Raw genomic sequence first — 22,398 nt, forward strand, 5'->3', positions numbered from 1 at the left:
CCGGCATAAAAAAAATGGCATGATTGGTCGCTTGGAGTCGTTGTAACTCCTGCAGCCAATCATGCCATCTGTAGGCCTCGCGGTGAGGCTGTAAGTTTGGCGTTTCTTTGAGGTCTTTTAGAAGCCGACTGCTAGGCTCGCTGCACCACCATATTCGCTGCCATCACTGAGGAGGCCGACGTAGCCACCCAACTTCATTGAAACGTTGTCATTGAAAGGGATGATCACTTCGGGCTGTAATTGCATGTCGCTGTAGTCGGCGTCGCCAAGGAAAGTGAGCTCCAATACTGGAATGATGTATTCTCCCATTTGTTCAAATACGATTGCAGCGCGAAGGTCAGCCCATGTGAAGCTGTCTTCGTCGTCTGGGTGTAGATCATCGGTGTCGTAGTAGTGACGGAAGCCAGCATTGAGCAATAGTTGAGAATCGTTGCCGAAGACTGAGATCGGGCGATCGTATTTGATACCGCCGACGGTGACTTTACCAGAGTGGTTGTAGAGGTCCTTGTCAGACGTGGTCGTGTCGAGGCTTTCGAGCACTTTACCCCAACCAGCGTAGTAAGCTGCATTGAAGTCGTCATCCTTTAGGTTGAAGAGTTGGTGTTCGAATTGTGCAATCGCGAAGTCGTAGAGACCGCCGTTGCCATCAATATCAATACTTTTTCCGAAACTCTCTGGTAGCTCTGGGTCTGTGCCTTTGGCGTCTCCATCGGTGTAGAATGGGATCAGTAGGCGCACTTGCATGTTTTCTAGGCTCTCACTCAAAAAGCGGAAGGGCACGACGACCTCGGCACCTGCAGTCCAACCATCAAAGCTATCGGCTTCTTCGAGCTCGATGTCACTGAAAGTGGATGCGCCTACTTCGATGCTGATCGCTTCTTGGGTTTGGGCGAAGCGAGTGTTGATCGGCTGGAGTGTGGAGTTGCCTGCGTTCGCAGTCAGCGTAGAGAGTGCCAGCACAGAGGTGAGTGCTGATAGTTTGAGTGTGCTTGATTTCATAGTATTGTTGTTTGTTGTTGGTTCCGCAGCATGGGCAGCGAACTGCGCGATCTGTATTGCTAACGGCGATGTAGATCAAAATTCAATCAATGGGTCAACTTGATAAACTATGGGGTAGATGCCATCTTTTCCGATTATCGCTTTGACGAAACCTGTCAGTCAGCTACTTCTGCTCTCTTTTCACCGACTCAGTCATGATTGATATTAAGCTCCTCCGCGAGCAGCCGGATTTCGTCCGCGCTGCCATTGCCAATAAAAAGTTCACTTGCGATATCGACGCCATCCTTGCGTTCGATACGACACGCCGTGCGAAGATCACGGATGCTGAGCAAGCACGTGCCGCACAGAAGGCCGCGAATAAAGAGATGGCTGCATTGCCGAAGGGCACGCCTGAGTTTATCGCCAAGGTGCAGGAAATGAAGGCCATCGCTGGAAAGGCGAAAGAGCTGGAAGCTGCGGCGAAGGAGGCAGATGAGGCCTTCCAGGAGGCATTTCTCTCGATTCCGAATCTTGCGGATCCATCGACTCCAATCGGAAAAAACGAGGACGAGAACGAAGTCGCTGCGACTTGGGGCGATGCGGATGCTGAGTTTCCAAATGCGCTGCCACACTTCGACATCCCTTGGTTTGAGTCGCGGGTCGATTTCGCACGTGGCGTGAAAGTTGCAGGCGCTGGTTTCCCGTTCTATGTCGGTGAGATGTCACGTCTCGTGCGCGCATTGGTCAATTTCTTCTTAGAAGAAGCGCGTCAAGCTGGTTACGAGGAAATGCTACCTCCAATCGTAGTGAACGAGGAAAGTGCGACGGCGACAGGGCAACTTCCAGACAAGGAAGGCCAAATGTATGTCGACCCGAACGAGGGTCTCTACTTGATTCCGACTGCTGAGGTGCCAGTGACTAATTTCTATCGCGACGAGATCATCGACGCAGATCAGTTACCGCTGCGTCATTGCGCATACACGCCATGCTTTCGTCGTGAGGCTGGCAGCTGGGGTGCGCATGTGCGTGGCCTGAACCGTTTGCACCAGTTCGATAAGGTTGAGCTGGTCAAGTGGACTGATGCCGACAGCAGCATGGAAGAGCTGGAGAAGCTACGCGGCGACGTGGAGCAACTCTTGCAAAAGCTGGAGCTGCCGTATCGCGTGCTGCGTATGTGCACTGGCGATATCGGTTTCCCGCATGCGAAGCAATACGATCTCGAAGTGTTCGCTGCTGGCCAAAAGCGTTGGTTGGAAGTCTCTAGCTGCAGTAACTTTACCGATTTTCAGGCACGCCGTGCGGGTATTCGCTATCGCGGCGCGGATGGCAAGCCAGTGACTGCTCATACGCTTAATGGCTCTGCGCTTGCGGTGCCACGTGTGCTTGCTGCGATTCTTGAGAACAACTTGCAGGCCGATGGCCGTGTGAAGGTGCCCGCATGTCTCCAGTATTGGATGCAGCAGGAGTTCATCGGCGTCGCTAAGTAGTGTTCGCTAATCTAAGGTCAATTTCGTAGCGGCGAAGGCTTGCTTAGTTATTCATCGATCATAAGTATCCTCCTTCATGGAAACGCTAAAACAAGCTCTCATGTCACAAAACATTTTAGCATGGGTCATTGTGATCGTGCTGTTTGTGCTTTGCTTGAAGTTTATCAAAAGCGCAGGTAAGGGGATCCTTATTTTTATCGGGATCATGATATTATGTGCCATACTGGGCAAATACTTCCCCGGTTTCGTGGCACCCATGGTTGATTTTGTGCAGGGCGGCTGGCTTGGCGAGAACCGCCCCTGAGTCATCTTGATGTAAATTTGGCATTGCAGGGGAGGGCGCGGACGATTTGCTTCCTTGCCTCATGGCTAAACAGGCAAAAACCGCAATTACTCCCACCCGCGAAGAAGACTATCCGGAATGGTATCAACAGGTCATTAAGGCCGCCGATCTCGCAGAGACCTCGCCCGTGCGCGGCTGTATGGTGATCAAGCCTTGGGGCTACGCCATCTGGGAAAACATTAAGGAGGATCTTGACCGTCGCTTTAAGGCCACCGGTCATAAGAACGCATATTTCCCGCTCTTCATTCCGATGAGCTACCTCCAGAAAGAGGCGGAGCACGTTGATGGCTTCGCTAAAGAATGCGCCGTCGTTACGCACTCTCGTCTAGAGGCCGATGCCGATGGCAAGCTCCAGCCTGCTGGTAAGCTCGAAGAGCCACTCATCGTGCGCCCGACCTCCGAGACCATTATTGGCGAGCTTTTCTCGAAATGGGTGAAATCCTATCGCGATCTACCACTTCTCATCAACCAGTGGGCCAATGTGGTGCGCTGGGAAATGCGCACGCGCCTCTTCCTCCGCACTGCAGAGTTCCTCTGGCAAGAAGGTCACACCGCGCATGCTACTTCTGAAGAAGCACTCTTTGAGACGCGTCAGATGTTGGATACCTACGCCGACTTTGCGGAAAACTTCATGGCGATGCCTGTCATCACTGGCGAGAAGACTGCTGCGGAGCGTTTCCCTGGAGCCGATGCAACCTACGCTATCGAAGCGATGATGCAGGATCGCAAGGCACTTCAAGCCGGCACCTCGCACTTCCTCGGTCAGAATTTCTCGAAATCCAGTGGTATCAAATATCTCAGTGCCGAGGGTAAAGAAGAGTTTGCTTGGACCACTTCTTGGGGTGTTTCGACACGCTTGATCGGTGGCTTGATTATGACGCACTCCGATGACGATGGCCTCGTGCTGCCGCCACGTATTGCGCCGTCACACTTGGTCATCATTCCATTTACTCCGAAGGAGGAGACTCGCGCCGAAGTGCTTGATTATTGCCATAAATTGAAGCAAGAGCTTGAAGGTCAAAGCTACATGGGTGCACCAGTGAAGGTGGAACTCGACGACCGCGATATGCGTGGTGGTGAGAAAGCGTGGGATTGGATTAAAAAGGGCATCCCACTTCGTGTTGAAGTCGGGCCACGCGATATCGCTAGCGATAGTATGATGGTCGGACGCCGCGACCGTGCGCCGAAGGATAAGCAAAGCGTTGGCAAAGATGCATTCGTATCAGGCATTGTTGATTTGTTGGATAATATCCAAGACGGGCTACTCGCGAAGGCGAAGAAGTTCCGCAAAGAGAATACACGCGATATCACAACTGAGGCAGAGTTTGTCGAATTCTTCACTCCGAAGAACAAAAACAACCCTGAAATTCACGGCGGTTTTGCCTCGATGGGCTTCTGCTGCGATCCTGAGCTCGAAGATAAAATTGCAAAGCAATATAAAGTCACCGTGCGCTGTATTCCAAATGCATCGCTCAAGGAAGAAGTGGCCTGCGTCTTTACCGGTAAGCCAGGTAAGCGCGTGATCTTCGCTAAGTCTTACTAGCAAACGGAGCGTGGGTGACTTGCCCACGCTCCTTTACTGTGACACGACTTTTTCTAGCCAAGCGCCATTTGCCCACGCTCCGTTATTTATCGTGCACCCATGCCAGTGCGGCTTCCATGCTATTAAAGTCTTGAGTCGGCCAGTGTGACTCGCAGGCATTGTCACTATAGATTTTATTGAGCTGTTCGCCGCCGATGACTGCTACGCGAATATGCGGATTCGTGTGTGCCGCTGCCATGTCAAGGTGGGTGATCTTACGCATGATCAGTGGTGTGACGGTTACTGACTTCACTTCCGATAGATCCACAATTTGATACCAGAGATCATCAAAGCGCTCATCGCCGTAGATATTAATATTCGATTGGAGCAGCTCTTCACCGGTCAGGTTTCCGGTGTATTTCCAAGTGACTCCATGCTGAGTCCATTGTGTGGTGTAAGGCATGACAGGGATGACAGGGATGTCGCGAGGTGTTAAAACGGTTAAGCAAAGGGGAGTGAATGCTTATCGTTCTTTAATAGTTATAACTGTTTACTGATAAAATTCGACCTAGAATTGCCTTTTTATTACCAGAGTTGTGGGCTCGCCGCTCCGCTGAGCACTTCACATGCATGATAATCCACTTCTGGTAGAAACTTAAGGCCTGTGACTTTTTCGATCTGGGCAATTGAGCTGATGTAATTCTGTAGTGCGGTGTCTTCAGCATCTTGAGGCGCTAGAAACGCAATCGCTCGCAGGGCTCCCGTATCGGTCAGATCAAATACGATCGCGTAAAAACTATCGGGAATGCGTATTCCAGATTCGAGCTTGAGGCTGTCTTTGCTTATGACTGACCCCACATAGACCCAGACCTCGCCAAAGCGATTGGGGTAGTTGACCGTGGTTTCCTGCATGAGTCGCTGCCATACGCCTTCGCTAAACTTCGCTGACATTGGAGCTAGGTTTGTCACCAGATGAGCCTCGTTTGCGCCCACTTCGCCAAACTCACCAGCCAACGCGGCGGGCGGTGCAATCGCTTTGGGCGTCCACTTGCCGAATTGCATGTCGCGGGCGCGTAGTTGTTTGATACGCGGATCTTCAAAGAAACCATCTGGCACCGCCGCGTCTTGGCGGTCGCTGTTGCTTAGTTTGAAGGCGATACAGGAGGCTTGGCGTTCCTTTTCGTTGAAGAGGTTGATATAGCTCTTGTTGTGGAGCACGCGAATCGGAGATTTTGATTGAGGCACGCCTGCGATTAGCGGCGACTCCTCATGCCCAAGTTCGCCACCTTCGACTGCCAGGCCCAGGCTGCCGGGAATGGCGTCGTAGCCTCGATTCAAGAGGCTCGTGATCGGGCGGGGCATCCACTCTGGAGTGCGCGCGGCGTTGATTGCTTGGATTGCGACGCGTTCCATCTGAGTGCGCAGTGCAAAGGAGCCGAAATAATAGGCTGCCGCCAATCCGCAGATCAGAAGTAGTAAGACGATGAATACGGTGCGTAAGTAAGAGCGACCCTCTGGTTTCGTCTTGCTGCGTGCCCGCTTGCGAGCGGTCGTCCGTTTTTTAGTTGCGCGTTTTTTTGCTGCCATTCGTCGTCTAGCAAAACGCACCCACCTGCCTTATTCAAGGTCGAGCTTCTTTAACTTTGGGCGGATCACCATTTGGCAATACGGTGCGGCCTTATTTAAGCGGTAGTAATCCTGATGATAGTCTTCGGCAGGGTAGTAGTCCGAGGCCTCAGTGATCTCGGTCACTATTGGGCGATCAAAGGCCTTTTGGGCTGCAGCTTTCGATGCCTCGGCGATTTCACGTTGAGCCTCGCTGTGGTAGAAAATAGCAGAGCGATATTGCGTGCCTTTGTCCGCGCCTTGCTGATTCAAAGTCGTCGGGTTATGTGAGCGCCAGAGCCAGTCGAGCAATGTCTCATAGGAAATGACCGCTGGATCAAAAGTGATTTGAGTGATCTCCGCGTGCCCCGTGGTGCCGGTGCAGACTTCGCGGTAGGTGGGATCTTTGACCTCGCCACCCATGTAGCCGGATTCGACATCCTGCACACCGTCGAGGTTTTCAAATACCGCTTCGACACACCAGAAGCAACCTGCCCCAAAAGTGGCGATTTCAAAAGAGGAGGGATCTGAATCTGTCATAGTTGTGTCGTTCGTGGTGGGAGCGGCTTTTTCAGCGCAAGCAATTAAGCTAAGTGCGCTGGCGAAGCAGAGGCATCCGGCTTGGATGAGACGGGGCAATGTTTTCTGGAGCATAGGAATAGGAGTCGTTCGCTGTGAAAATATTTCCCAATTTCCCTGCCTTTCAGCTTTTCAGTGTTCTAGCTTTTCAGAACTTACAGTGATATTACGTTCGGGACCTTTGCTACACGCTCGTAGACTTCGAGCACTTCGTCGCTCGATGCCACCTGGATTTCCATGGTGTAGGCCGTGAACCGACCACTAGAAGACTCTTTCGCGCGGATCGGTTCCACATCGAAGAGTGCGAGCACCTCTTCTGTTTTGTCCTTAGGCACAATAAATTTAAACGGAAAGAGGCAGGGCCATTCGTAGTTGGCGTCCAACGAGGAGCGAAAGGATTCGATCGATTTTTGGTCAGCAGTGTCTGTCATAGTCGCAGCACTGTGGTGACTGCGCCACAAATTGTCAAAAGTGGGGTGCTGAATACTTCAATTTTTATCCACTGTCATTTTTAACTTGCTAAACTTTCAGTAATTACTGAAAGTTTAATCATGAACGATACGGACTTTCAAAAAACTCGCATGGAATTTATCGCACAGTGGGGCACACTGGGCAGTAGTTGGGGGATCAATCGCACGATGGCGCAGATCCATGCCTTGCTAATGATCGCAGTGGAGCCCTTGCACACCAATGAGGTGATGGACGAGTTGAAGGTGAGCCGTGGCAATGCCAATGCGAATTTGCGAGACTTGGTAGGTTGGGGGCTCGTGCGCCGTGTGACCTATCCCGGTGACCGCAAAGAATACTTTGAAGCGGAGAAGGATGTGTGGACGATTTTCTGCACCGTGGCTCGCGAGCGTAAACGTCGTGAGATCGATCCGGTGCTGAAGCTGCTACAGGACTCGTCCTCGCAGTCACTCAATAAGAACGACGCCGCACAGAAGCTGTTCGCCGAGCAGCTCTCGGATCTAGCCGATTTTGTCGGCACTGCGGATCAGGTGCTTGGTAAGGTCGCTCGCTCAGAGAAGAGCAAGGTCATGCCATTTTTACTCAAAAAATTTATATGATAAGGAGATACTACAATGAATAATCTAATGCTATATACTTACGCGCTCTATGCGCTCGCAACCATTGCAATGACTGTCTGGGTCGCTCAGACACTTTACCGTGCAGGACATATCTTTCTGCGACACACGTTTCATGGAGATCAAGAGATGGCGGGTGCAGTGAATCACCTGCTGCGGGTCGGATTCTACCTAGTGAACCTCGGCTTTGTCCTGATGTTCTTAAAATATGGTCACCACCCAGAGACAGTGGTGGGAGCGGTCGAGTATTTGACGACTAAGGTCGGTATCGTGCTGATCGTGCTCGGTGCCATGCACTTCTTCAATATGTTCAACTTCGATAAGATGCGTAAGAAGGCGCGCCCACCTGCACTCAAAGCTTAAGGCTTCTTTTATTTGACCTTAAGTTTCACAAATTACTGAAAGTATAGGATTAATAGCTATGAAAACGCTCACTGCGCCTCTAAGTATTTACGATGCGAATACTGATACGACTTGGACGATTCCACGGCGGCATGTCAATGCGGTGGTGGCAGAGGTGAGTGAGCGTTGGGTGGCGAATGTGATCGTGCCGGAAGCGGTCTGCCGTGAATTGATACGCGTGCCATTTCTTGAACCGATTCGCACAGAGGCGGGCTACGTGCTCAGCCTCTGTGCAATCTTCATGAAACATGCGGCACCACTCTGGGCGCCACTGAATATGGGCCCTGCGAGTCAGACCTGCGCACTGCGTATCGCATGTGTGGATACACGTGATGGCAGCCAGGCTGTGTGGGTGGATCATCGTTACAGTGACAGCATTTTGGTGGAAGCGTTAGCGAAGCTAGGGTTTCCACAAGTGCACGCTCAGTTGCAAGTGGAGCGGGGACGCGATTTCTATCAGCATTGCCAGTTAGTCATGAGCACGGACGATAACATGATCGATCTACGCTTGATTGAATATCCGGAAGCGCCCACTGCAGAGCCGCAAGCATTTACCGATGTGCAGGCATTCGAGGATTACTTCATTGCCGGCGTTCGTAGTTATGGGCCTGGCGGTGAGGCGGGACGCGTGGCGATGGTGGACCTCCACAAACGCAGCGATAATCACTTTGAGGCGATGGACAATTACCATGGCTATTTACGAACCGCATGGGGCAACTGGCGAGTCGACGGCGTGTATCGCACGTGCAATGGACGCTATGAGTGGCGCTACGAGGGGGATGTGGCGGCTGAACGGGAGGAAGGTGTTACGCTATGAGCAAGCGTAAATTGATTTTGGCCGGAGGTGCTGGTTTTCTTGGTCAGGCATTGAGTCGGCATTTTGTGCGTGCGGGGTATGACGTGGTCGTGCTGACGCGGCGGACGAAAGCGGATTGTCGTGGGGTGCGCTATACCGAATGGGACGGTATGAACGTCGAACATCGAACGTGAAACGTCCAATTTTGAATAGAAATTCGCTTTTCATTCCAATGTGCATTGGACGTTCGATGTTAAAAGTTCAATGTTCGATGTTTGTAGCCAAGCCATAGGATTTGCGCAGTTTTGAATGTTACAGGCTACTGGTATTTGGTTGCCTAAATGGCTGCTCACAATCGGAGCCTGGATGATTCGCACAGAAACGGAGTTGGTGCTGAAGAGTCGTAAAGTCACTCCAGAGCGTTTGCTGCAAGCGGGGTATACCTTTCAACATGAGACCATTGAGTCGGCGTTGAAGTGCTGCAAAATAGTTTGAGAGACTCCCAGTGCAACTCATCGCGCAGTAGCGCTATCACAGGCTGCACGACAAGCTGATCTTTTGTGTCGGCGGAGGGCATGTTCGATCGTTCTTAGCTCCTAGTTCTGTGTTCTCTTTGATAAGCATGTAATCAGCGACGTGGCGCCGATTACATGCATCTCCGGCCAGATTTTACAGATTACAGCTTGAGTAATGTGTCACTCCGTGGCACACATTAACACATGGCAACAGTAATCGCACAACGCAGAACTGAGCGCTTAGTCGCTCGGATAAACCCTCAAGAAAAGGCACTGATTCAGAAAGCGGCCGAAATTGAAGGGCGTAACGTTGCGCGTTTTGTTGTTCAAAATGCGGTGGAAAGAGCCCGCAAGGTGATTCAGGAAGCAGAGACCATTCGCCTCAATGAAGCAGAATCTCGCGAATTCGTCGAAGCGCTCCTCGCCCCACCAAGAAAGCCAACGCCTGCATTCAAGCGAGCCTTCAAAGCTTACCGTGACACTGTCATTAGCGACGTGAATCCAGCTCGTTAAATCGGGCTTCCAATTCCAACAAAGTCACGGCCATACGACCTGCGGTCAGTGCTCGAAACCCGAATCGTCCATACCAGTCAGCTGCTTTTTTGTCTTTCGGGTCAACCACGATCACAACGACCGGAATCTCCATCACAAGGCAACGATGGAACGCATCCATTAACAATAATTCCCCGATTTCTTGCCCTTGTTGAGACCGCGCAACAGCAAGCCGTCCCAGCAAAGCTGCTCCAAAGCGGCGATAACCAGGAAGCTTTTTACTAATCGCCTTAGGCACCTCAGGTAGATCCACCGCATCAATCGCCTCTGCCGACAGAGTATAGTATCCCAATATCGTGCACTCGGCGACCGTTGAGGTCATCACCCAACAGCCAGCAGCCTTACGCTTAACGTCGAGTGCGGCTTGCTTCTCCAGATAATCGTTCAGTGGCGGCACCCCACAATCGAAATCTTTCCGATTATGACGCGCCTTTTCTAACTGCTGTATCTGTAGCCGCTCTGCCATCGACCATAAGTTTTGAACGGACGCTTTGGAGTGATCAAGAGTGAAGGCATTGAAACACTTTAGTTTCATTCACCCACGATTTATGAAAAGCCTGTATTTTTATGCCATCCGCGACTCATTGCCTGAAATGATCGAGTGTGGAGCTGTTTTTTTATAGAAGTATCGCTTTGGGGCAATCAAGACTTGCGATTCTGCTAGAGAGTCGATTTTTTCCCGCAATCCAGAACACAATTTCTGGGCCTGTAGCTCAGCGGTTAGAGCAGGGGACTCATAATCCCTTGGTCGTGGGTTCGAACCCCACCGGGCCCACCAACTCGAAGAGGTGCTGGTTATGAGCGAAGCGAAAGTGAAGGCTGTCACGCCGAAGCTTCGAATGAAGCGTAGGAGGATCTTGGCTTTTTTAGGAATCGCGCTCAAGCTACGGCTTGGCATGCTCGGACGTTTGAGTCGATGAGTTGAACCGTTAATCAACGTGAATGCACGTTATCAGAGATCCTAAATGCATATTTTTATCCACTTGAACGACGTCTCTAACTAGGAGTCGAGTGTTAGCTCATTCGCCATTTTTGCAGCGGATTGGATTAACGTAAATTAACGTCCATTAACGGTTTAACGTAGATTCAGGAGTTAGAAGTTAGTCCTTCGTGATGAAACTCTTACGAACGTATTCGCTGCTGCCAATTTGGCGAATCGGAGATTCTTCATAAAGCACTGATATTCAGCTTCTTACTGCTGGATTCTGACTTGCTTCGCCATCTACGGCAGACCTCCGTCTAACTACTCTTTTAAGCATAATATGATGTGTCTCAGTATAGTCTTCGGTCTCGTGAGAAAGCTGCTGTATTTGAAAAATACCTTCAGTCTGGCTCTGGTCGGGCATTCACAATCGAACACTTCTAAGTTCCTTCGCTTGACGCCTTCGCGGGTGCCGCAAGCAGCACCCTACTCGCCTTCGGCGTAGGCCTTTGAGACTTCTTCGCCGATGATGCGGATACCTATTTCAACATCCGCTGCGGGCATGGTGAAGTTGATGCGGATACACTCATCACTGTGTTTCCAATCGCTGTCGTCTTGGCCAAAGAAGAAATAACTGCCAGGCACGACGAGCACGCCGCGGGCTTTGAGGCGTTCATACAGTTCGCGAGAAGTGATCGGCAGTCCTTTGAACCATGCCCATAGGAAGAGTGCACCTTCGCTGCGGTGGATGTGATAGCTTAGAGCGGGATCAAAATATTGCTTCACCCATGCCTGTGCCTGCGCGGACTTTTCGCGGTAGAATGGCTGCACGACTTCGTTGCTGAGTCTTAGGATCTCACCGCTTTCGATGAGTGGTTGGGCGATGGCTTGCCCTGTATTGGTATTGGCTAAGCCCATGATCGAGGTCATCGATGCGACGGCCTTGATGATTTCTGGCTTGGCGATGACGATGCCGGTGCGGGTGCCGGGGAGGCCTATTTTTGATAGGCTCAGCGTAAGGATGATGTTCTCATTCCAAATCGGCTTTGCTTCAGTGAAAATGACATTGGGGAAGGGGGCGCCGTAGGCGTTGTCGATAATCAACGGGATACCGTTGGCTTCGGCTAGCTCCGCTAGGTGGGCGATTTCGTTGTCGGTGAGGACGTTGCCGGTTGGATTGGTGGGGCGGGAGACGCAGATCGCGGCGATGTCGTCGGTCACTTCTAAGTTTTCGAAGTCCACGCGGTATTTGAATTCGTGGTCGCCGGTATGCTCGATGCGCGGCTTGACACTGCGAAACATTGATCCGCTTACGGATTGGTCGGCGTAGCCGATGTATTCGGGCACGAGCGGGAGTAGGATCTTTTTTTGTTGCCCGTCGGTAGTGCGTCCTGCGAGTGCGTTGAATAAACAGAAAAACGCGGTTTGCCCGCCCATAGTGATGGCGACGTTGTCCGCGCTGAGATCCCATTCGAATTCTTTACGGAAGAGATCGGCGATGGCTTGGCGAAAGCTAGTGCGCCCAGCGGGCGGCTCGTAATTGCCGAGCATGTGCTCCAGTTCGCCGGGTGTGGCTGTGATCTCTTCGATGCGCTTGCGCCAGAGTGCATCCATTTCTGGGATGTGTGCGGGTTGGCCGCCACCGAGCATGTGAACTTTATCGCCGCCTGCTGCGAGCGCGTGTCCGAGGTCATCCATGAGCTCGCCGATGCCGCTGCCGCAGCAAAGACGCTGTCCGAATTCGGACCATTCTGAGGGAGTGGAAGCGTTGTCTTGGTCGGGCATTTTACGGATTAAAGAGGCTGTCGGGTGGTGCTTTCGTCAAGCATGGACGCATCGTAGTTGTTGAGAGAGCACAGTCAATGCGATGGTTGTTCAAGATGACGCTCTTAGCCTGGTGTGTCGCTCGTGGAGTGTTTCGTATGAGTGCGATTGATGTATTTGGGCTACTGCTTGTGAATCGTGCAGCTTATCAGATGTTGAATTTTATTACTTTTAGCTAGACGGCGATGGTGCAAGCAGGTCTTCTGGTGCCTTATTTATATTTGCAACAATATCACCATCAATATTATGAGAAAATTCAATCGTTTCACTTATCTCCTCCTTGCTGCACTCGTCTTTATCGTGGGTTGTGGGAAAAAAGCTACCATCAGTGAAGATGGTAAGCCGGTCATTACTGTGGCCTGCGAGCCGACTTTCCCTCCATTCGAAATGATTGACGAGCAGAGCGGAGAAATTATTGGCTTTGATATTGATTTGATCAAAGCGATCGCAGCCGAAGCGGGCTACGCGGTGCAGATTCAGAACCTTGGTTTTGATGGGCTCATTGCCGCGCTACATACAGGCTCGATTGACGTAATTGCATCTGGTATGACGATTACTGAAGAGCGTGCAAAGCAGGTCGCATTTACGAACCCATACATTGATGCAGGTATTTCTGTCGCAATTGGAGCTGACTCTACCGAGTTCACGACACTTGAGCAGCTCAAAGGCAAGAAGGTCGCTGTGCAGATTGGCACAAGTGGTGCCGAAGCTGCAGAAAAGCTAGGCGCCGAGATTGGCGGCTATGCCAAGTTAACGAACTATGAGAGTATCAGCCTTGCATTTCAGGAGCTTGCCAACGGCACTGTCGATGCGGTGATCAACGACACGCCTGTTAATCAAGCCTTCGCAGCGCGCTATCCTGGGAAAATTAAATTTCTAGGGGAGCCACTCAACAGCGAGACATACGGATTTGCCGTTAACCTCGAAGATGTCGAGTTGCTTGAAGCACTGAATGCTGGCTTAGAGAAAGTTAAAGCGAGTGGGCAGTATGATACGATCGCTGACAAGTATTTTAAGTAGTGGTCTTTCTCTGAACCTTTACGCCATTTGCGTGCACGAAGCGCATTCTATAGAAATCGCCTATGCTCAAATTCTTGCTCATCCTATGCGTCTTGTTACTTAGCACGACCAGCCCGTGCGAAGCCGCTGAGGCCGTGAGTGCTAGTGTCGTGGAGCAGGAGCCCAGCCTTATTGCTGAGTATATGCATCACATCACGACTGTGATGCCGAGCCTGATTAAAGGCGCTCGCATCACAGTGCTGGTGACCGGGATCTCCATATGCTTCGGGGTTTTCATTGGGCTCAGTATGAGCCTAATGAAGCTCTCTAGTCGTTGGTGGCTTCGGTTGCCCGGAGTGGTGTATGTCGACTGTGTGCGTGGCACCCCGTTACTGGTTCAGATTCTAATTGTTTATTTCGGTCTCCCTGGCCTCATCCTCGGGCTCACGGGGCAGCGCTTCCCCATTGATCCGATCCTTGCTGGTGTGATCGCATTTAGTTTAAATAGTGGAGCCTACGTGGCTGAGATCTTTCGCGCGGGCATCCAATCCATCGACCGTGGCCAGATGGAGGCAGCAAGGTCACTTGGCATGGGGCACGTGATGGCAATGCGCCTGATTATATTACCGCAAGCATTTCGCCGTATTATTCCACCATTGGGCAATGAGTTCATCGTTCTATTGAAAGACAGTTCACTGCTATCAGTGATCGGGGTATCCGAGCTTCTCATGGCTGGTAAGCTCTATGCGGCTCGCACCTTTGCTCCGTTTCCGACCTACATTGGTATCGCACTGGTCTATCTCGTTATGACGGTCACGCTTTCGAGACTGGTTGCTCTTTCTGAACGTAAACTGAGCCCAAAAAAATCATGATCAAAGTCGAAAATTTACATAAATCCTTCGGTGATCTCGAAGTGTTAAAGGGGGTGACGGCTCATGTGAGCGAAAGCGAAGTGATTTGTGTGATCGGGCCATCGGGATCTGGGAAAAGCACTTTTTTACGCTGTCTCAATGGCCTTGAAGAGGCCAGTCAGGGCGAGGTGCGGATCGGTCGGCATGCCGTCACTGCGCCTCAGGCGAATATTAATCAAATTCGCAGGGAGGTCGGTATGGTATTTCAGCACTTCAACCTGTTCCCGCACATGTCGGTGTTGAAGAATATTTACCTGTCCCCAGTTAAGGCCCTCGATGAGCCTCTCGAAGAGGCCAAGGCCAATGCCTATCGACTCCTGAAACAGGTCGGGCTAGAGGAAAAGGCCGATCACTTTCCAGATTCACTGTCGGGTGGGCAAAAGCAGCGTGTTGCGATCGCACGTGCTTTGGCGATGCGTCCGAAAGTGATGTTGTTTGATGAGCCTACTTCGGCGCTCGACCCTGAGATGGTCGGTGAAGTGCTCGCAGTCATGCAGCAGCTTGCTAAGGATGGCATGACAATGGTTGTCGTGACCCATGAGATGGGGTTTGCTCGTGAAGTGGCCGACCGCGTCTTGTTTATGGATGGTGGCGTCATTGTAGAAGATCGAGAGCCAAAGGGGCTGTTTGATGCCCCAGAGCATGCCCGCACCAAGAGTTTTCTACGCATGGTGCTTTAAGGCTATATTTAGGAGTTAGAAGTAGGGCGTCAGGGGGTAGTCTTTGGTTATGAGTCCCCTTACGGACTTATTTGCTGCCGCCTGCCGAGCGCAGCGACACTTTATTATGCCCTTGGGTGCAGCCAAAGGGCGAAGCCATTTGGCGAGACAAATGTTTTTTATAAAACACTGATATTCAGCTTCTAATTACTCTTTTAAGGTTAATGCGGCGTTGAAGCAGCTTTGATTCTGAATAGATGCTTTGCCGGTATAAACCACTGAATTGACAGGGTTTGATGTGCTTCGCATTGTATCCTCAATGCCCCGGTTCTTTATGATTTTGTTATTACCTGCTGCCTTGCTGTGTTCGGCATGTTCAGTCGTCAAAGCACCGATTGATTTGGCGGCGACTACGATTTCGACTACAGGTAAAGTGGCCTGCGCTGCATGTGATGCAACGGGTGCGGTGGCGTCGGCGGTTGGTAGCACTGCGAGCGGGGTGGCCACGGTCACTCGTTCGGTCGCAGATGTGGCAACGAGCCCTGCGGTGCAGGAGGTTGCGCTGGAGTCGCAGGGACACACGGCGAAGGAAATTGTTAGAGGTGTGGCGCGACGTTAGCGTTTATTGAGTATGAATTACGACTCACTCATTTATTGGATCGGGATGATTGGTATCGCAGCGTTTGCAGTGACGGGGGTGCTCGCTGTATTGCCTAAAGGGGTTGATATTTTAGGAGCCACTGTGATTGGCATGTTGACTGCGTTAGCTGGTGGCACATTGCGTGACCTAGTCTTAGATGTGCCCGTGTATTGGTCGATCGATTCGTTGTATATTTGGGTGGCATTGGTTGCCAGCGTGATTGCTTTCTGGGCAAAGGAGCTCTTGTCGCGTGCGGAGATTTTTCGATTGATGCTGTATTTAGACGGTTTGGGTGTCGCACTGTTTTCGATACAGGCGATGAGTAAGGTCTGGGATTTAGATTATGGACCACCTGTGACGCCTGTCGTGCTCGGTGTGGTGACTGCCATTGGGGGCGGCTTGATCCGTGATGTTTTATCCGGGCGCACCAATTTGTTAATGACTTCGCACGAATTGTATCTGACGCCTATCGCGTTTGGCTGTGTGTTATATTCGCTCGCGCGGCACTATGTGCCACAGCATGGATCGATGGCTGCGATCTTTTGTGTCGTCTTTATTTTTTGCTTTCGTGCTGCGGCGATACATTGGAACTTAGCTGTGCCGCGACGCTTAGTGTCGGAGGTGAAGTGAGTGGGGGATGGCTGCTTTAGCTGCCGAATATTTTTAGGTTTAAAAGGCAATCCTTTCGTATCGCGGATGGCAACGTGAGGAAGCTAAAGCAGACGGGAATTATGAATTTAAACGAGAGCGAGGCTCTACCTCAGAAAGCCATTCTGGAACTATGGCGTTACTGATCCGCATGTGCCACGATGGACTCTGGCCACATTAGATAGGAGCCTAGCAAGAAGCAGAGCGCTCCGGCCAAAGTAAAGACGATGGAGATTTCCACAGCATCGAAGCTGGGCGCATGCTCAGGCACAAAGGCGAAGCAGGCGGAAATCATGAAAGCGATACAGCCGAGTAGATTAATAAAGGTCACCCACCAGGAGATTTGTTTGGGTTTGATGGCCCAGTGGCGGTGACAGATTTCGATGAATGCGATGTAGCCGGAAAGTAAAAAGAGTATGGAACCGAGGACGTTAGGCGTCCAAATGAGTAGCAGTTCTGCTTCGCGGTTTAGATTCGAGAGGAGGGCGTCGAAGGTGTTGAAGTTAAACATCACCGTGCCGACAAATTGCAGCGCGCAACTGAGCCAACCAGCGTCCTTGGGCTTCCAGCCAAACCAGTGGCGTTTGCCATCCGTGCGTCCCGCATTGGCGGCTTGATACAGCTGCAGATAGCCTGCGGTAGTAAAGGGGATAGAGGCTGCGAAGAAGATCGCATTGATCTCAGTCTCGCTCAATCCCCAGGCTTTCGGCCAAGCTGGAATGAGGCAGAGTAGGCTGCCGAGTGCAAAGCCAGAGGCTCCGATGATGAAGACTAAGCCGATCCACCAATTCAATACCTTCGGTTGCCATAGGCTGCGTGCTAATACCGAGGCGATTGGATAACGCTCGCCGGCTTTCGGGAGGTTCAGTCCTTTGCGATGGTGGCGTGAATGCCACGCGCGTCGCGCGCCATCGACGTGCCGATAAATGCGGTGCGTGATAAAAGGCCAGGCACCCGCAGCTTTGATGAGCTGAGGTGCCTGGTGCTTGGATGGATTGGCTTCGGACATGTCGCGTGAGCGATGCTTCAATTAGTGATGGAAGCCTGAGCCTTCGTCACCCGTCATTGGGGTGCTAGACGGGTGTTTCTCTAAGTGAGCCATGGCTTGCTTCATGTCTTTTAAGAGTAGATCGCCGAGGTCACGGCTGACACCGTGGCGCACGAGGATACGCTGGATCGAAAGCTCTTCACGGTTCGCTGGCAGCGAATAGGCCGGGACTTGCCAGCCGCGCATGCTGAGGCGATCTGCTAGGTCGTAGAGGGTGAAGCCCGGATCGGTATTCTCTTTGATTTTCCAGCAAAGTGCTGGAATGCCCTTGTCGCGTTCACCGTTGTAAATGATCTCGAAGGGACCGAGCTTCTCGATTTCAGTAGCGAGGTAAGCGGCTGTATCGTAGCAGGCATTGTGAATCTTGGCGTAGCCTTCTTTGCCTAAGCGTAGGAAGTTGTAGTATTGGCAAGCGACCTGACCGCCCGGGCGTGAGAAGTTGAGCGCGATGTCACGCATGTTGCCGCCGAGGTAGTTGACCCAGAAGACCATTTCTTCAGGGAGATCGCTTTCTTCGCGCCAGATTGCCCAACCCACACCGAGTGGGGAGAGGCCAAATTTATGACCAGAGGCGTTGATGGATTTGACGCGCTCTAGACGGAAGTCCCATGTCAATTCAGGTGCACTGAACGGAGCGAGGAAGCCGCCGCTGGCGCCATCGACGTGGATGGGGATGTCGAGGCCGGTGTCGGCTTGGAGTTGGTCGAGTGCTTTGGAGACGGCTTCGACGGGTTCGTATTCGCCAGTAAAAGTCACGCCGAGGGTGGGCACGACGCCGATGGTATTCTCATCGCAACGTTTGAGTGCTTCTTCAGGGGTCATGATCAGGCGCGGATCATCCATTGGGATTTCGCGGTGCTCAATGTTCCAGTAGCGGGTGAATTTGTGCCAGCAGATTTGGACGGGGCCGGTGACGAGGTTGGGCTTATCGTAAGGTTTGCCTTCGGCTTTACGTTTGGCTTCCCAACGGCGCAGCATCGCCATGCCACCAAGCATGGCGGCTTCACTTGATCCGGTGGTGGAGGTGCCGACGGTATTCGCACCTGCTGGCGAGTTCCAGAGATCGGCGAGCATGTGCACGCAGCGAGATTCGATCTCGGCGATTTGAGGATACTCATCCTTATCGACGATGTTCTTGTCGATACACTCATCCATGAGCTTATGGATTTCAGGCTCTTCCCATGTTTGGCAGAATGTCGCTAAATTTTGACGGGCATTGCCGTCGAGCATCAGTTCGTCGTGCACGACAGTATATGCGTCGCGGGGGCTGTGCTCGTTGTTTGGGAATTTAAACTTCGGCATGGATACCGAGAGGTTGGTTGAAGCATAGACTGCATCGTCTATTTTACCTTCGATGGATTTCTTATCGTGAATGGCCATGGTGTGGTTTGGGTTTGTTGTGCTTGTAGGGTCGTGCTTGTCTCCTAACCATGAGTTTGTCGAATGGCGCGAACCGCGAAGGCAGGAGATGTTACGTAGATTTTTGAGTTTTGGTGTTGTCGCGGTCTTCGCAAGCAAAGCCCCTACGGGTGGGGAACAGTGTCGGCGTCGCGTGGGCTGTGCGCTTCGTCGTTGATGTTACCTTCGATGGATTTCTTGTCGTGAATGGCGATGGTGTGGTTTGTTAGTTGTAGGGGGCGTGCTTGTCTCCTAACCATGAGTTTGCCGAATGGCGCGAACCGCGAAGGCAGGAGACGTTACGTAGATTTTGCGGGGTTTGGTGTTGTCGCGGTCTTCGCGAGCAAAGCCCCTACGGGTGGGGAACAGGGTCGGCGCCGCGTGGGCTGTGTTTTTTATTCGGGAAGTGTTGTCGGAGGGCACTTTTAGTGTGGTGCTACAATGTTGTCAAAGGAGGTATACGTTACGTTTTTGCGGAGGCTCGGTCGGCTGTAGGGGCTCTGCTTGCGGAGCCCGCGGTAGGATTTAACTGTCTGGGGAATTTGATGAGGGTTGGTGTTGTCGCGGTCTTCGCGAGCAAAGCCCCTACGGCTTAGTCCAGGACGTCCTCCCAATACTTGGTGCGTTCTAGCATTTCTTGTTCGGTGGATGCTGGTAGGAGATCGACGGGGTCTTGGCCGTTGCGAATTTCCCAGGCGCCGCCGAGTGCTCGGTAAACTTGTATCAGGTTACTGGCTACAGTGCCTTTCGCTGTCGCGAGCAGGTCTTGCTGTTGGGCGTCGGAGGTGAGGGTGTTGATGACGGTGTTGAAGGGAATGAGTCCGTTGGTGTATTGCGTCTGCGAGATATTCACAGCGCGCTTTGAGGCGTCGGCGGCGAGCTGGTAAGATTCCAATTGCTCGTGTGACTTGAGATAAGCAACGATGGTGTTTTCCACATCGGCCTGTGCGTTGATCACGGTGCTTCGGTAGTCGGTGAGCAGTTGTTGGAAAGTCGCGTCTTGGAGACGAATGTTGCTCTGCAGGCGGCCGTAATTAAAAATGTTCCATTGAAACATGCCTGTGATATCCCAGAGCTCGCTGTCGCTTTCGAAGAGGTTGCCTTCATTTTGCGCGCTGGTGCCGACGCTGCCGCCTATGGATAGGTGCGGGTAGAGTTCTGTAATGGCGTAGTCGATCTCGGCGCTTTGCGCGGCGAGTCGGCGTTCTGCGGCACGAATGTCGGGGCGTTGACGAATCAAATCCTGTGGCATGCCGAGCGCGACTTCTGCTTGCACGCTTGGGATTTCGCTACTTTCGGTGACATAGCTTGAAAACGCTTGAGGTGGTTGTCCGAGCAGGACGGCCTGTGCATTCTTGAGCTGTTGTAGCGAGACTTCGTAGCTGGAGATCGTCGCTTTGGTATTGTTGAGCAGGCTCTGTGCTTGATTGACGTCGAGCTCACTGACCTCACCGGCATTAAATTTTGCCTGTGTGATGTCTAAGTTACTTTGCTGTAGTTCGATGTTGTCCTGTGCGACTTTCACGCGATTGCGGAAGGTGCGGATGAGCACATAGTTTTGAGCGACTTGGGATACGATGGAGACGAGAGCGCCATCATAGTCGGCGACGCTGGCATCCATGGCGGCCGAGGCGGATTCAACTTGGCTGCTGAAGCGCCCCCAGATGTCGGCTTCCCAGCTAAGGTTCATGCCCAGGCTGTAGTTGTTGGCGATGTTGTCGTTGGCCTTTGAGCGTGTCACGGCGCCGGTGGCTTGTTGCTGTTGCGGATATTGACTGCCGATCGCAATGGCGAGTTGTTGCTGCGACTGTAGGACGCGTAGGCTGGCAGAGCGCAGTGTTAAATTATCGTCGAGGGCGAGCTCGACTAGTCGGTTGAGCTCTGGGTCGTTAAACGCATTTTTCCACCATACCGTGTCATTGGGCATCGTGTAGTTCATGAGTTCGTTGGTCTCGGTATTCCAGCCCGTGGCGACGTTGGCGCTGGGGTCGACATATTCTGGGCCGACTTTGAGGCAGCCGCTGAGCGCAACGCTAGCTAGTAGCACTGTGCAAGCGATGGAAGTGTGTTGATATGCGCGCTTCATTTCGAGTTGCCTGCAGTGGTGTGCACGATGATGGACGCGGTGGTGCCGACGCGAAGGGAGACGCCGTTTGGAATGGTATCAATATGGATGCGCACGGGGATGCGTTGTGCGAGGCGTATCCACTCGAAGGTTGGGTTGACGTTGGGCAGTAGTTCAAAGCCGGTGCTGCCGTCCTGTTGTGCAATGCCCCAGCCGAGACTGTTGACGGTGCCCGTTAGTGGCTGGTCGGGGTAGGTCATCAAAGTGATCTTGGCGTCATCACCGGCTCGCATGTTGGCGATGGTGTTTTCTTTGAAGTAGCCGACCACCCAGTAGCTCTTGATGTCGACCAGCGCGAGCATCGGTTGATTGGCGACGGCTTGGGTGCCTTCTCGCAGATTGAGGTTGGTGATGAAGCCGTCGACGGGGGCTTTGACGGTGGTGAATTCGAGGTTGAGCTCGGCGGTGCGCACGGCGGCCTTGGCACTGCGTAGGCTGGCATTGGCCTCCCCGAGTGTGCCGCGGTTGGCGATGGCTTGGGCGAGTGCCGCTTCGGCTTGGCTGAGTCCGGCTTTTGCTTGAGCCAGGCTAGCGACGGCGCCTTTGCGCTCTTCGATGCCGACGTCGCGGTTGGCTTTGGCACGTTCAACGGATTTCTGCGAGGTGGCTTTGAGTGGTAGGAGTTCTTGTTGGCGCTTGTATTCGGCTTCGACTTGTTGGATCTGCGCGTCGACTTGCTTGATATAACTTTCGGCCTGCACCACAGCAGCGGTGGCGACTTCGATATCGGCCTGCGCGGACTCGACTTGTTTTTCGAGTGCGGTGTAGTTGTCCTTGGCCTTGTCGTATTGTGCTTGAGCCTGAGCGAGTGTGGCTTCGAAGGTGCGTGGGTCGATTTGGAAGAGCACGTCGCCGGCTGTGACGTGTTGGTTGTCCTTGAGCGGTAGGCTGACGATGGGGCCGGAGACACGTGGTGCGATTTGGATGATTTCGGCGCGCACTTGTCCGTCGCGGGTGCGTGGATTGATGGATTGATCCTTGACCATCCAGAGGACGGCGAGCACGGCAACCACGACAACGATGGCGGTAGTTAGATATTTTAGAATGTGTTTCATGTGTGTTTAGACTTTAATCACAAAGGTGCCGATCAGGACGGTATAGATGACGGTGAGTGCCATGAAGACCAGTGGCGGGTAGAAAAAATATTTGGAGAGTTGGCAGCGGTTGAGCACTTTCGATGTGATGACTGCGGCGAGGAGCCCGAGCGCGGCGGCAACGAGTAGCGAGGGCATATAGACCCCGCCTATACTGAATTCATGTGGCATGTGGTTCATCGTTGATTCAGAAGTTAGAAGTTAGAAGTTAGAAGTCAGAAGTTAGCCTGTGGTTGTGAGGTGCTTAGGATTAAGTATGTCGCCGA

General features: G+C 52.3%; 27 protein-coding genes and 1 tRNA gene. 15 read left to right on the forward strand and 13 right to left on the reverse strand.

Features of this window, described 5'->3' with window-relative positions:
* Positions 1 to 117: 117 nt before the first annotated feature.
* Positions 118 to 999 (reverse strand): hypothetical protein, encoded by an 882-nt coding sequence (locus GZZ87_RS07855; protein WP_162027648.1) that lies wholly within the window; start codon positions 997 to 999, stop codon positions 118 to 120.
* Between the two features lie 194 nt (positions 1,000 to 1,193).
* Between GZZ87_RS07855 and serS the strand changes: the two genes are divergently transcribed.
* The 3 genes from serS (at position 1,194) to proS (ending at position 4,351) form a co-directional block, all read left to right on the forward strand.
* Positions 1,194 to 2,465, forward strand: coding sequence for a serine--tRNA ligase (serS, locus tag GZZ87_RS07860; RefSeq protein WP_162027647.1), 1,272 nt, complete (start codon positions 1,194 to 1,196; stop codon positions 2,463 to 2,465).
* A 100-nt stretch (positions 2,466 to 2,565) separates the two neighbouring features.
* Positions 2,566 to 2,769, forward strand: coding sequence for a hypothetical protein (locus tag GZZ87_RS07865; protein ID WP_162027646.1), 204 nt, complete (start codon positions 2,566 to 2,568; stop codon positions 2,767 to 2,769).
* Positions 2,770 to 2,830: 61 nt separating this feature from the next.
* A complete protein-coding gene (proS, locus tag GZZ87_RS07870; RefSeq protein WP_162027645.1) occupies positions 2,831 to 4,351 on the forward strand; it encodes a proline--tRNA ligase in 1,521 nt (506 codons plus the stop codon).
* An 82-nt stretch (positions 4,352 to 4,433) separates the two neighbouring features.
* On the opposite strand, the gene GZZ87_RS07875 is transcribed toward proS, so the two are convergent.
* From GZZ87_RS07875 to GZZ87_RS07890, 4 genes are all read right to left on the reverse strand, one after another.
* Positions 4,434 to 4,793 carry a hypothetical protein gene (locus GZZ87_RS07875; protein ID WP_162027644.1) on the reverse strand — a complete coding sequence of 120 codons (360 nt, stop codon included), beginning with the start codon at positions 4,791 to 4,793 and terminating at the stop codon, positions 4,434 to 4,436.
* Positions 4,794 to 4,915: 122 nt separating this feature from the next.
* On the reverse strand, positions 4,916 to 5,917 hold the full coding sequence (locus GZZ87_RS07880) for a DNA/RNA non-specific endonuclease (protein ID WP_162027643.1): 1,002 nt from the start codon (positions 5,915 to 5,917) through the stop codon (positions 4,916 to 4,918).
* A gap of 30 nt (positions 5,918 to 5,947) precedes the next feature.
* Positions 5,948 to 6,589: a peptide-methionine (S)-S-oxide reductase MsrA gene (msrA, locus tag GZZ87_RS07885; RefSeq protein WP_162027642.1), complete on the reverse strand. Its 642-nt coding sequence runs from the start codon at positions 6,587 to 6,589 to the stop codon at positions 5,948 to 5,950.
* A gap of 80 nt (positions 6,590 to 6,669) precedes the next feature.
* A complete protein-coding gene (locus GZZ87_RS07890) occupies positions 6,670 to 6,945 on the reverse strand; it encodes a DUF493 family protein (protein WP_162027641.1) in 276 nt (91 codons plus the stop codon).
* Between the two features lie 150 nt (positions 6,946 to 7,095).
* On the opposite strand from GZZ87_RS07890, the gene GZZ87_RS07895 reads away from it, so the two are divergent.
* From GZZ87_RS07895 to GZZ87_RS07920, 6 genes are all read left to right on the forward strand, one after another.
* Positions 7,096 to 7,581 (forward strand): MarR family transcriptional regulator, encoded by a 486-nt coding sequence (locus GZZ87_RS07895; RefSeq protein ID WP_244653998.1) that lies wholly within the window; start codon positions 7,096 to 7,098, stop codon positions 7,579 to 7,581.
* Positions 7,582 to 7,596: 15 nt separating this feature from the next.
* Positions 7,597 to 7,962, forward strand: a complete 366-nt coding sequence (locus GZZ87_RS07900) for a hypothetical protein (protein ID WP_162027639.1) — start codon at positions 7,597 to 7,599, stop codon at positions 7,960 to 7,962.
* Between the two features lie 58 nt (positions 7,963 to 8,020).
* Positions 8,021 to 8,818 (forward strand): hypothetical protein, encoded by a 798-nt coding sequence (locus GZZ87_RS07905; RefSeq protein WP_162027638.1) that lies wholly within the window; start codon positions 8,021 to 8,023, stop codon positions 8,816 to 8,818.
* Positions 8,815 to 8,991 carry an NAD-dependent epimerase/dehydratase family protein gene (locus GZZ87_RS07910; protein ID WP_162027637.1) on the forward strand — a complete coding sequence of 59 codons (177 nt, stop codon included), beginning with the start codon at positions 8,815 to 8,817 and terminating at the stop codon, positions 8,989 to 8,991. The genes GZZ87_RS07905 and GZZ87_RS07910 overlap by 4 nt, the downstream gene beginning before the upstream one ends.
* A gap of 115 nt (positions 8,992 to 9,106) precedes the next feature.
* On the forward strand, positions 9,107 to 9,292 hold the full coding sequence (locus GZZ87_RS07915; RefSeq protein ID WP_162027636.1) for a DUF1731 domain-containing protein: 186 nt from the start codon (positions 9,107 to 9,109) through the stop codon (positions 9,290 to 9,292).
* Between the two features lie 224 nt (positions 9,293 to 9,516).
* Positions 9,517 to 9,825 (forward strand): DUF1778 domain-containing protein, encoded by a 309-nt coding sequence (locus tag GZZ87_RS07920; protein ID WP_162027635.1) that lies wholly within the window; start codon positions 9,517 to 9,519, stop codon positions 9,823 to 9,825.
* Here the strand turns inward: GZZ87_RS07920 and GZZ87_RS07925 are convergent.
* Positions 9,800 to 10,399 carry a GNAT family N-acetyltransferase gene (locus tag GZZ87_RS07925; protein ID WP_162027634.1) on the reverse strand — a complete coding sequence of 200 codons (600 nt, stop codon included), beginning with the start codon at positions 10,397 to 10,399 and terminating at the stop codon, positions 9,800 to 9,802. The two genes, GZZ87_RS07920 and GZZ87_RS07925, sit on opposite strands and share 26 nt — an antisense overlap.
* 167 nt (positions 10,400 to 10,566) lie before the next feature.
* Here GZZ87_RS07925 and GZZ87_RS07930 point away from each other — a divergent pair.
* Positions 10,567 to 10,642 (forward strand) — tRNA-Ile (locus tag GZZ87_RS07930).
* Positions 10,643 to 11,272: 630 nt separating this feature from the next.
* On the opposite strand, the gene GZZ87_RS07935 is transcribed toward GZZ87_RS07930, so the two are convergent.
* Positions 11,273 to 12,571 (reverse strand): valine--pyruvate transaminase, encoded by a 1,299-nt coding sequence (locus GZZ87_RS07935; RefSeq protein ID WP_162027633.1) that lies wholly within the window; start codon positions 12,569 to 12,571, stop codon positions 11,273 to 11,275.
* Between the two features lie 285 nt (positions 12,572 to 12,856).
* Here GZZ87_RS07935 and GZZ87_RS07940 point away from each other — a divergent pair, with 285 nt between their 5' ends.
* The 5 genes from GZZ87_RS07940 to GZZ87_RS07960 all read left to right on the forward strand — a co-directional run bounded on the left by GZZ87_RS07940 (position 12,857) and on the right by GZZ87_RS07960 (position 16,449).
* Positions 12,857 to 13,630 carry a basic amino acid ABC transporter substrate-binding protein gene (locus tag GZZ87_RS07940; protein WP_162027632.1) on the forward strand — a complete coding sequence of 258 codons (774 nt, stop codon included), beginning with the start codon at positions 12,857 to 12,859 and terminating at the stop codon, positions 13,628 to 13,630.
* Between the two features lie 182 nt (positions 13,631 to 13,812).
* The gene (locus GZZ87_RS07945) at positions 13,813 to 14,481 is read left to right on the forward strand and encodes an amino acid ABC transporter permease (RefSeq protein ID WP_162027714.1); all 669 of its coding nucleotides are present in this window, start codon (positions 13,813 to 13,815) and stop codon (positions 14,479 to 14,481) included.
* Entirely contained in the window at positions 14,478 to 15,200 is a 723-nt protein-coding gene (locus GZZ87_RS07950; protein ID WP_162027631.1) for an amino acid ABC transporter ATP-binding protein, read from the forward strand. The genes GZZ87_RS07945 and GZZ87_RS07950 overlap by 4 nt, the downstream gene beginning before the upstream one ends.
* Before the next feature lie 313 nt (positions 15,201 to 15,513).
* Positions 15,514 to 15,798, forward strand: coding sequence for a hypothetical protein (locus tag GZZ87_RS07955; protein WP_162027630.1), 285 nt, complete (start codon positions 15,514 to 15,516; stop codon positions 15,796 to 15,798).
* Positions 15,799 to 15,810: 12 nt separating this feature from the next.
* Positions 15,811 to 16,449: a trimeric intracellular cation channel family protein gene (locus tag GZZ87_RS07960; RefSeq protein ID WP_162027629.1), complete on the forward strand. Its 639-nt coding sequence runs from the start codon at positions 15,811 to 15,813 to the stop codon at positions 16,447 to 16,449.
* A 157-nt stretch (positions 16,450 to 16,606) separates the two neighbouring features.
* Here GZZ87_RS07960 and GZZ87_RS07965 read toward each other — a convergent pair whose 3' ends face one another.
* The 6 genes from GZZ87_RS07965 to GZZ87_RS07985 form a co-directional block, all read right to left on the reverse strand.
* The gene (locus tag GZZ87_RS07965; protein WP_244648001.1) at positions 16,607 to 17,497 is read right to left on the reverse strand and encodes a hypothetical protein; all 891 of its coding nucleotides are present in this window, start codon (positions 17,495 to 17,497) and stop codon (positions 16,607 to 16,609) included.
* Positions 17,498 to 18,895 carry a glutamate decarboxylase gene (locus tag GZZ87_RS07970; protein WP_162027627.1) on the reverse strand — a complete coding sequence of 466 codons (1,398 nt, stop codon included), beginning with the start codon at positions 18,893 to 18,895 and terminating at the stop codon, positions 17,498 to 17,500.
* A gap of 143 nt (positions 18,896 to 19,038) precedes the next feature.
* Positions 19,039 to 19,173, reverse strand: a complete 135-nt coding sequence (locus GZZ87_RS19890) for a hypothetical protein (protein ID WP_280178262.1) — start codon at positions 19,171 to 19,173, stop codon at positions 19,039 to 19,041.
* Positions 19,174 to 19,505: 332 nt separating this feature from the next.
* Positions 19,506 to 20,999 carry an efflux transporter outer membrane subunit gene (locus GZZ87_RS07975; protein WP_162027626.1) on the reverse strand — a complete coding sequence of 498 codons (1,494 nt, stop codon included), beginning with the start codon at positions 20,997 to 20,999 and terminating at the stop codon, positions 19,506 to 19,508.
* Positions 20,996 to 22,093, reverse strand: coding sequence for an HlyD family secretion protein (locus GZZ87_RS07980; RefSeq protein WP_162027625.1), 1,098 nt, complete (start codon positions 22,091 to 22,093; stop codon positions 20,996 to 20,998). The genes GZZ87_RS07975 and GZZ87_RS07980 overlap by 4 nt, the downstream gene beginning before the upstream one ends.
* A gap of 6 nt (positions 22,094 to 22,099) precedes the next feature.
* Positions 22,100 to 22,312: a DUF1656 domain-containing protein gene (locus GZZ87_RS07985; protein WP_244648000.1), complete on the reverse strand. Its 213-nt coding sequence runs from the start codon at positions 22,310 to 22,312 to the stop codon at positions 22,100 to 22,102.
* Positions 22,313 to 22,398 lie beyond the last annotated feature (86 nt).

Source organism: Lentimonas sp. CC4 (genome assembly GCF_902728235.1).
Classification (GTDB): domain Bacteria; phylum Verrucomicrobiota; class Verrucomicrobiia; order Opitutales; family Coraliomargaritaceae; genus Lentimonas.

What these genes read in the sequence shown, in the direction of transcription:
- GZZ87_RS07915 (WP_162027636.1), top strand. Translation starts at nt 9,107, where the DNA reads ATGTTACAGGCTACTGGTATTTGGTTGCCTAAATGGCTGCTCACAATC.
- GZZ87_RS07855 (WP_162027648.1), bottom strand. Translation starts at nt 999, where the DNA reads ATGAAATCAAGCACACTCAAACTATCAGCACTCACCTCTGTGCTGGCA.
- GZZ87_RS07925 (WP_162027634.1), bottom strand. Translation starts at nt 10,399, where the DNA reads ATGAAACTAAAGTGTTTCAATGCCTTCACTCTTGATCACTCCAAAGCG.
- GZZ87_RS07900 (WP_162027639.1), top strand. Translation starts at nt 7,597, where the DNA reads ATGAATAATCTAATGCTATATACTTACGCGCTCTATGCGCTCGCAACC.
- GZZ87_RS07950 (WP_162027631.1), top strand. Translation starts at nt 14,478, where the DNA reads ATGATCAAAGTCGAAAATTTACATAAATCCTTCGGTGATCTCGAAGTG.
- serS (WP_162027647.1), top strand. Translation starts at nt 1,194, where the DNA reads ATGATTGATATTAAGCTCCTCCGCGAGCAGCCGGATTTCGTCCGCGCT.
- GZZ87_RS07875 (WP_162027644.1), bottom strand. Translation starts at nt 4,793, where the DNA reads ATGCCTTACACCACACAATGGACTCAGCATGGAGTCACTTGGAAATAC.
- proS (WP_162027645.1), top strand. Translation starts at nt 2,831, where the DNA reads ATGGCTAAACAGGCAAAAACCGCAATTACTCCCACCCGCGAAGAAGAC.
- msrA (WP_162027642.1), bottom strand. Translation starts at nt 6,589, where the DNA reads ATGCTCCAGAAAACATTGCCCCGTCTCATCCAAGCCGGATGCCTCTGC.
- GZZ87_RS07980 (WP_162027625.1), bottom strand. Translation starts at nt 22,093, where the DNA reads ATGAAACACATTCTAAAATATCTAACTACCGCCATCGTTGTCGTGGTT.
- GZZ87_RS07975 (WP_162027626.1), bottom strand. Translation starts at nt 20,999, where the DNA reads ATGAAGCGCGCATATCAACACACTTCCATCGCTTGCACAGTGCTACTA.
- GZZ87_RS07955 (WP_162027630.1), top strand. Translation starts at nt 15,514, where the DNA reads ATGATTTTGTTATTACCTGCTGCCTTGCTGTGTTCGGCATGTTCAGTC.
- GZZ87_RS07890 (WP_162027641.1), bottom strand. Translation starts at nt 6,945, where the DNA reads ATGACAGACACTGCTGACCAAAAATCGATCGAATCCTTTCGCTCCTCG.
- GZZ87_RS07940 (WP_162027632.1), top strand. Translation starts at nt 12,857, where the DNA reads ATGAGAAAATTCAATCGTTTCACTTATCTCCTCCTTGCTGCACTCGTC.
- GZZ87_RS07910 (WP_162027637.1), top strand. Translation starts at nt 8,815, where the DNA reads ATGAGCAAGCGTAAATTGATTTTGGCCGGAGGTGCTGGTTTTCTTGGT.
- GZZ87_RS07865 (WP_162027646.1), top strand. Translation starts at nt 2,566, where the DNA reads ATGTCACAAAACATTTTAGCATGGGTCATTGTGATCGTGCTGTTTGTG.
- GZZ87_RS07880 (WP_162027643.1), bottom strand. Translation starts at nt 5,917, where the DNA reads ATGGCAGCAAAAAAACGCGCAACTAAAAAACGGACGACCGCTCGCAAG.
- GZZ87_RS07960 (WP_162027629.1), top strand. Translation starts at nt 15,811, where the DNA reads ATGAATTACGACTCACTCATTTATTGGATCGGGATGATTGGTATCGCA.
- GZZ87_RS07970 (WP_162027627.1), bottom strand. Translation starts at nt 18,895, where the DNA reads ATGGCCATTCACGATAAGAAATCCATCGAAGGTAAAATAGACGATGCA.
- GZZ87_RS07920 (WP_162027635.1), top strand. Translation starts at nt 9,517, where the DNA reads ATGGCAACAGTAATCGCACAACGCAGAACTGAGCGCTTAGTCGCTCGG.
- GZZ87_RS07935 (WP_162027633.1), bottom strand. Translation starts at nt 12,571, where the DNA reads ATGCCCGACCAAGACAACGCTTCCACTCCCTCAGAATGGTCCGAATTC.
- GZZ87_RS07985 (WP_244648000.1), bottom strand. Translation starts at nt 22,312, where the DNA reads ATGAACCACATGCCACATGAATTCAGTATAGGCGGGGTCTATATGCCC.
- GZZ87_RS07895 (WP_244653998.1), top strand. Translation starts at nt 7,096, where the DNA reads ATGGAATTTATCGCACAGTGGGGCACACTGGGCAGTAGTTGGGGGATC.
- GZZ87_RS07945 (WP_162027714.1), top strand. Translation starts at nt 13,813, where the DNA reads ATGCATCACATCACGACTGTGATGCCGAGCCTGATTAAAGGCGCTCGC.
- GZZ87_RS19890 (WP_280178262.1), bottom strand. Translation starts at nt 19,173, where the DNA reads ATGGTTAGGAGACAAGCACGCCCCCTACAACTAACAAACCACACCATC.
- GZZ87_RS07905 (WP_162027638.1), top strand. Translation starts at nt 8,021, where the DNA reads ATGAAAACGCTCACTGCGCCTCTAAGTATTTACGATGCGAATACTGAT.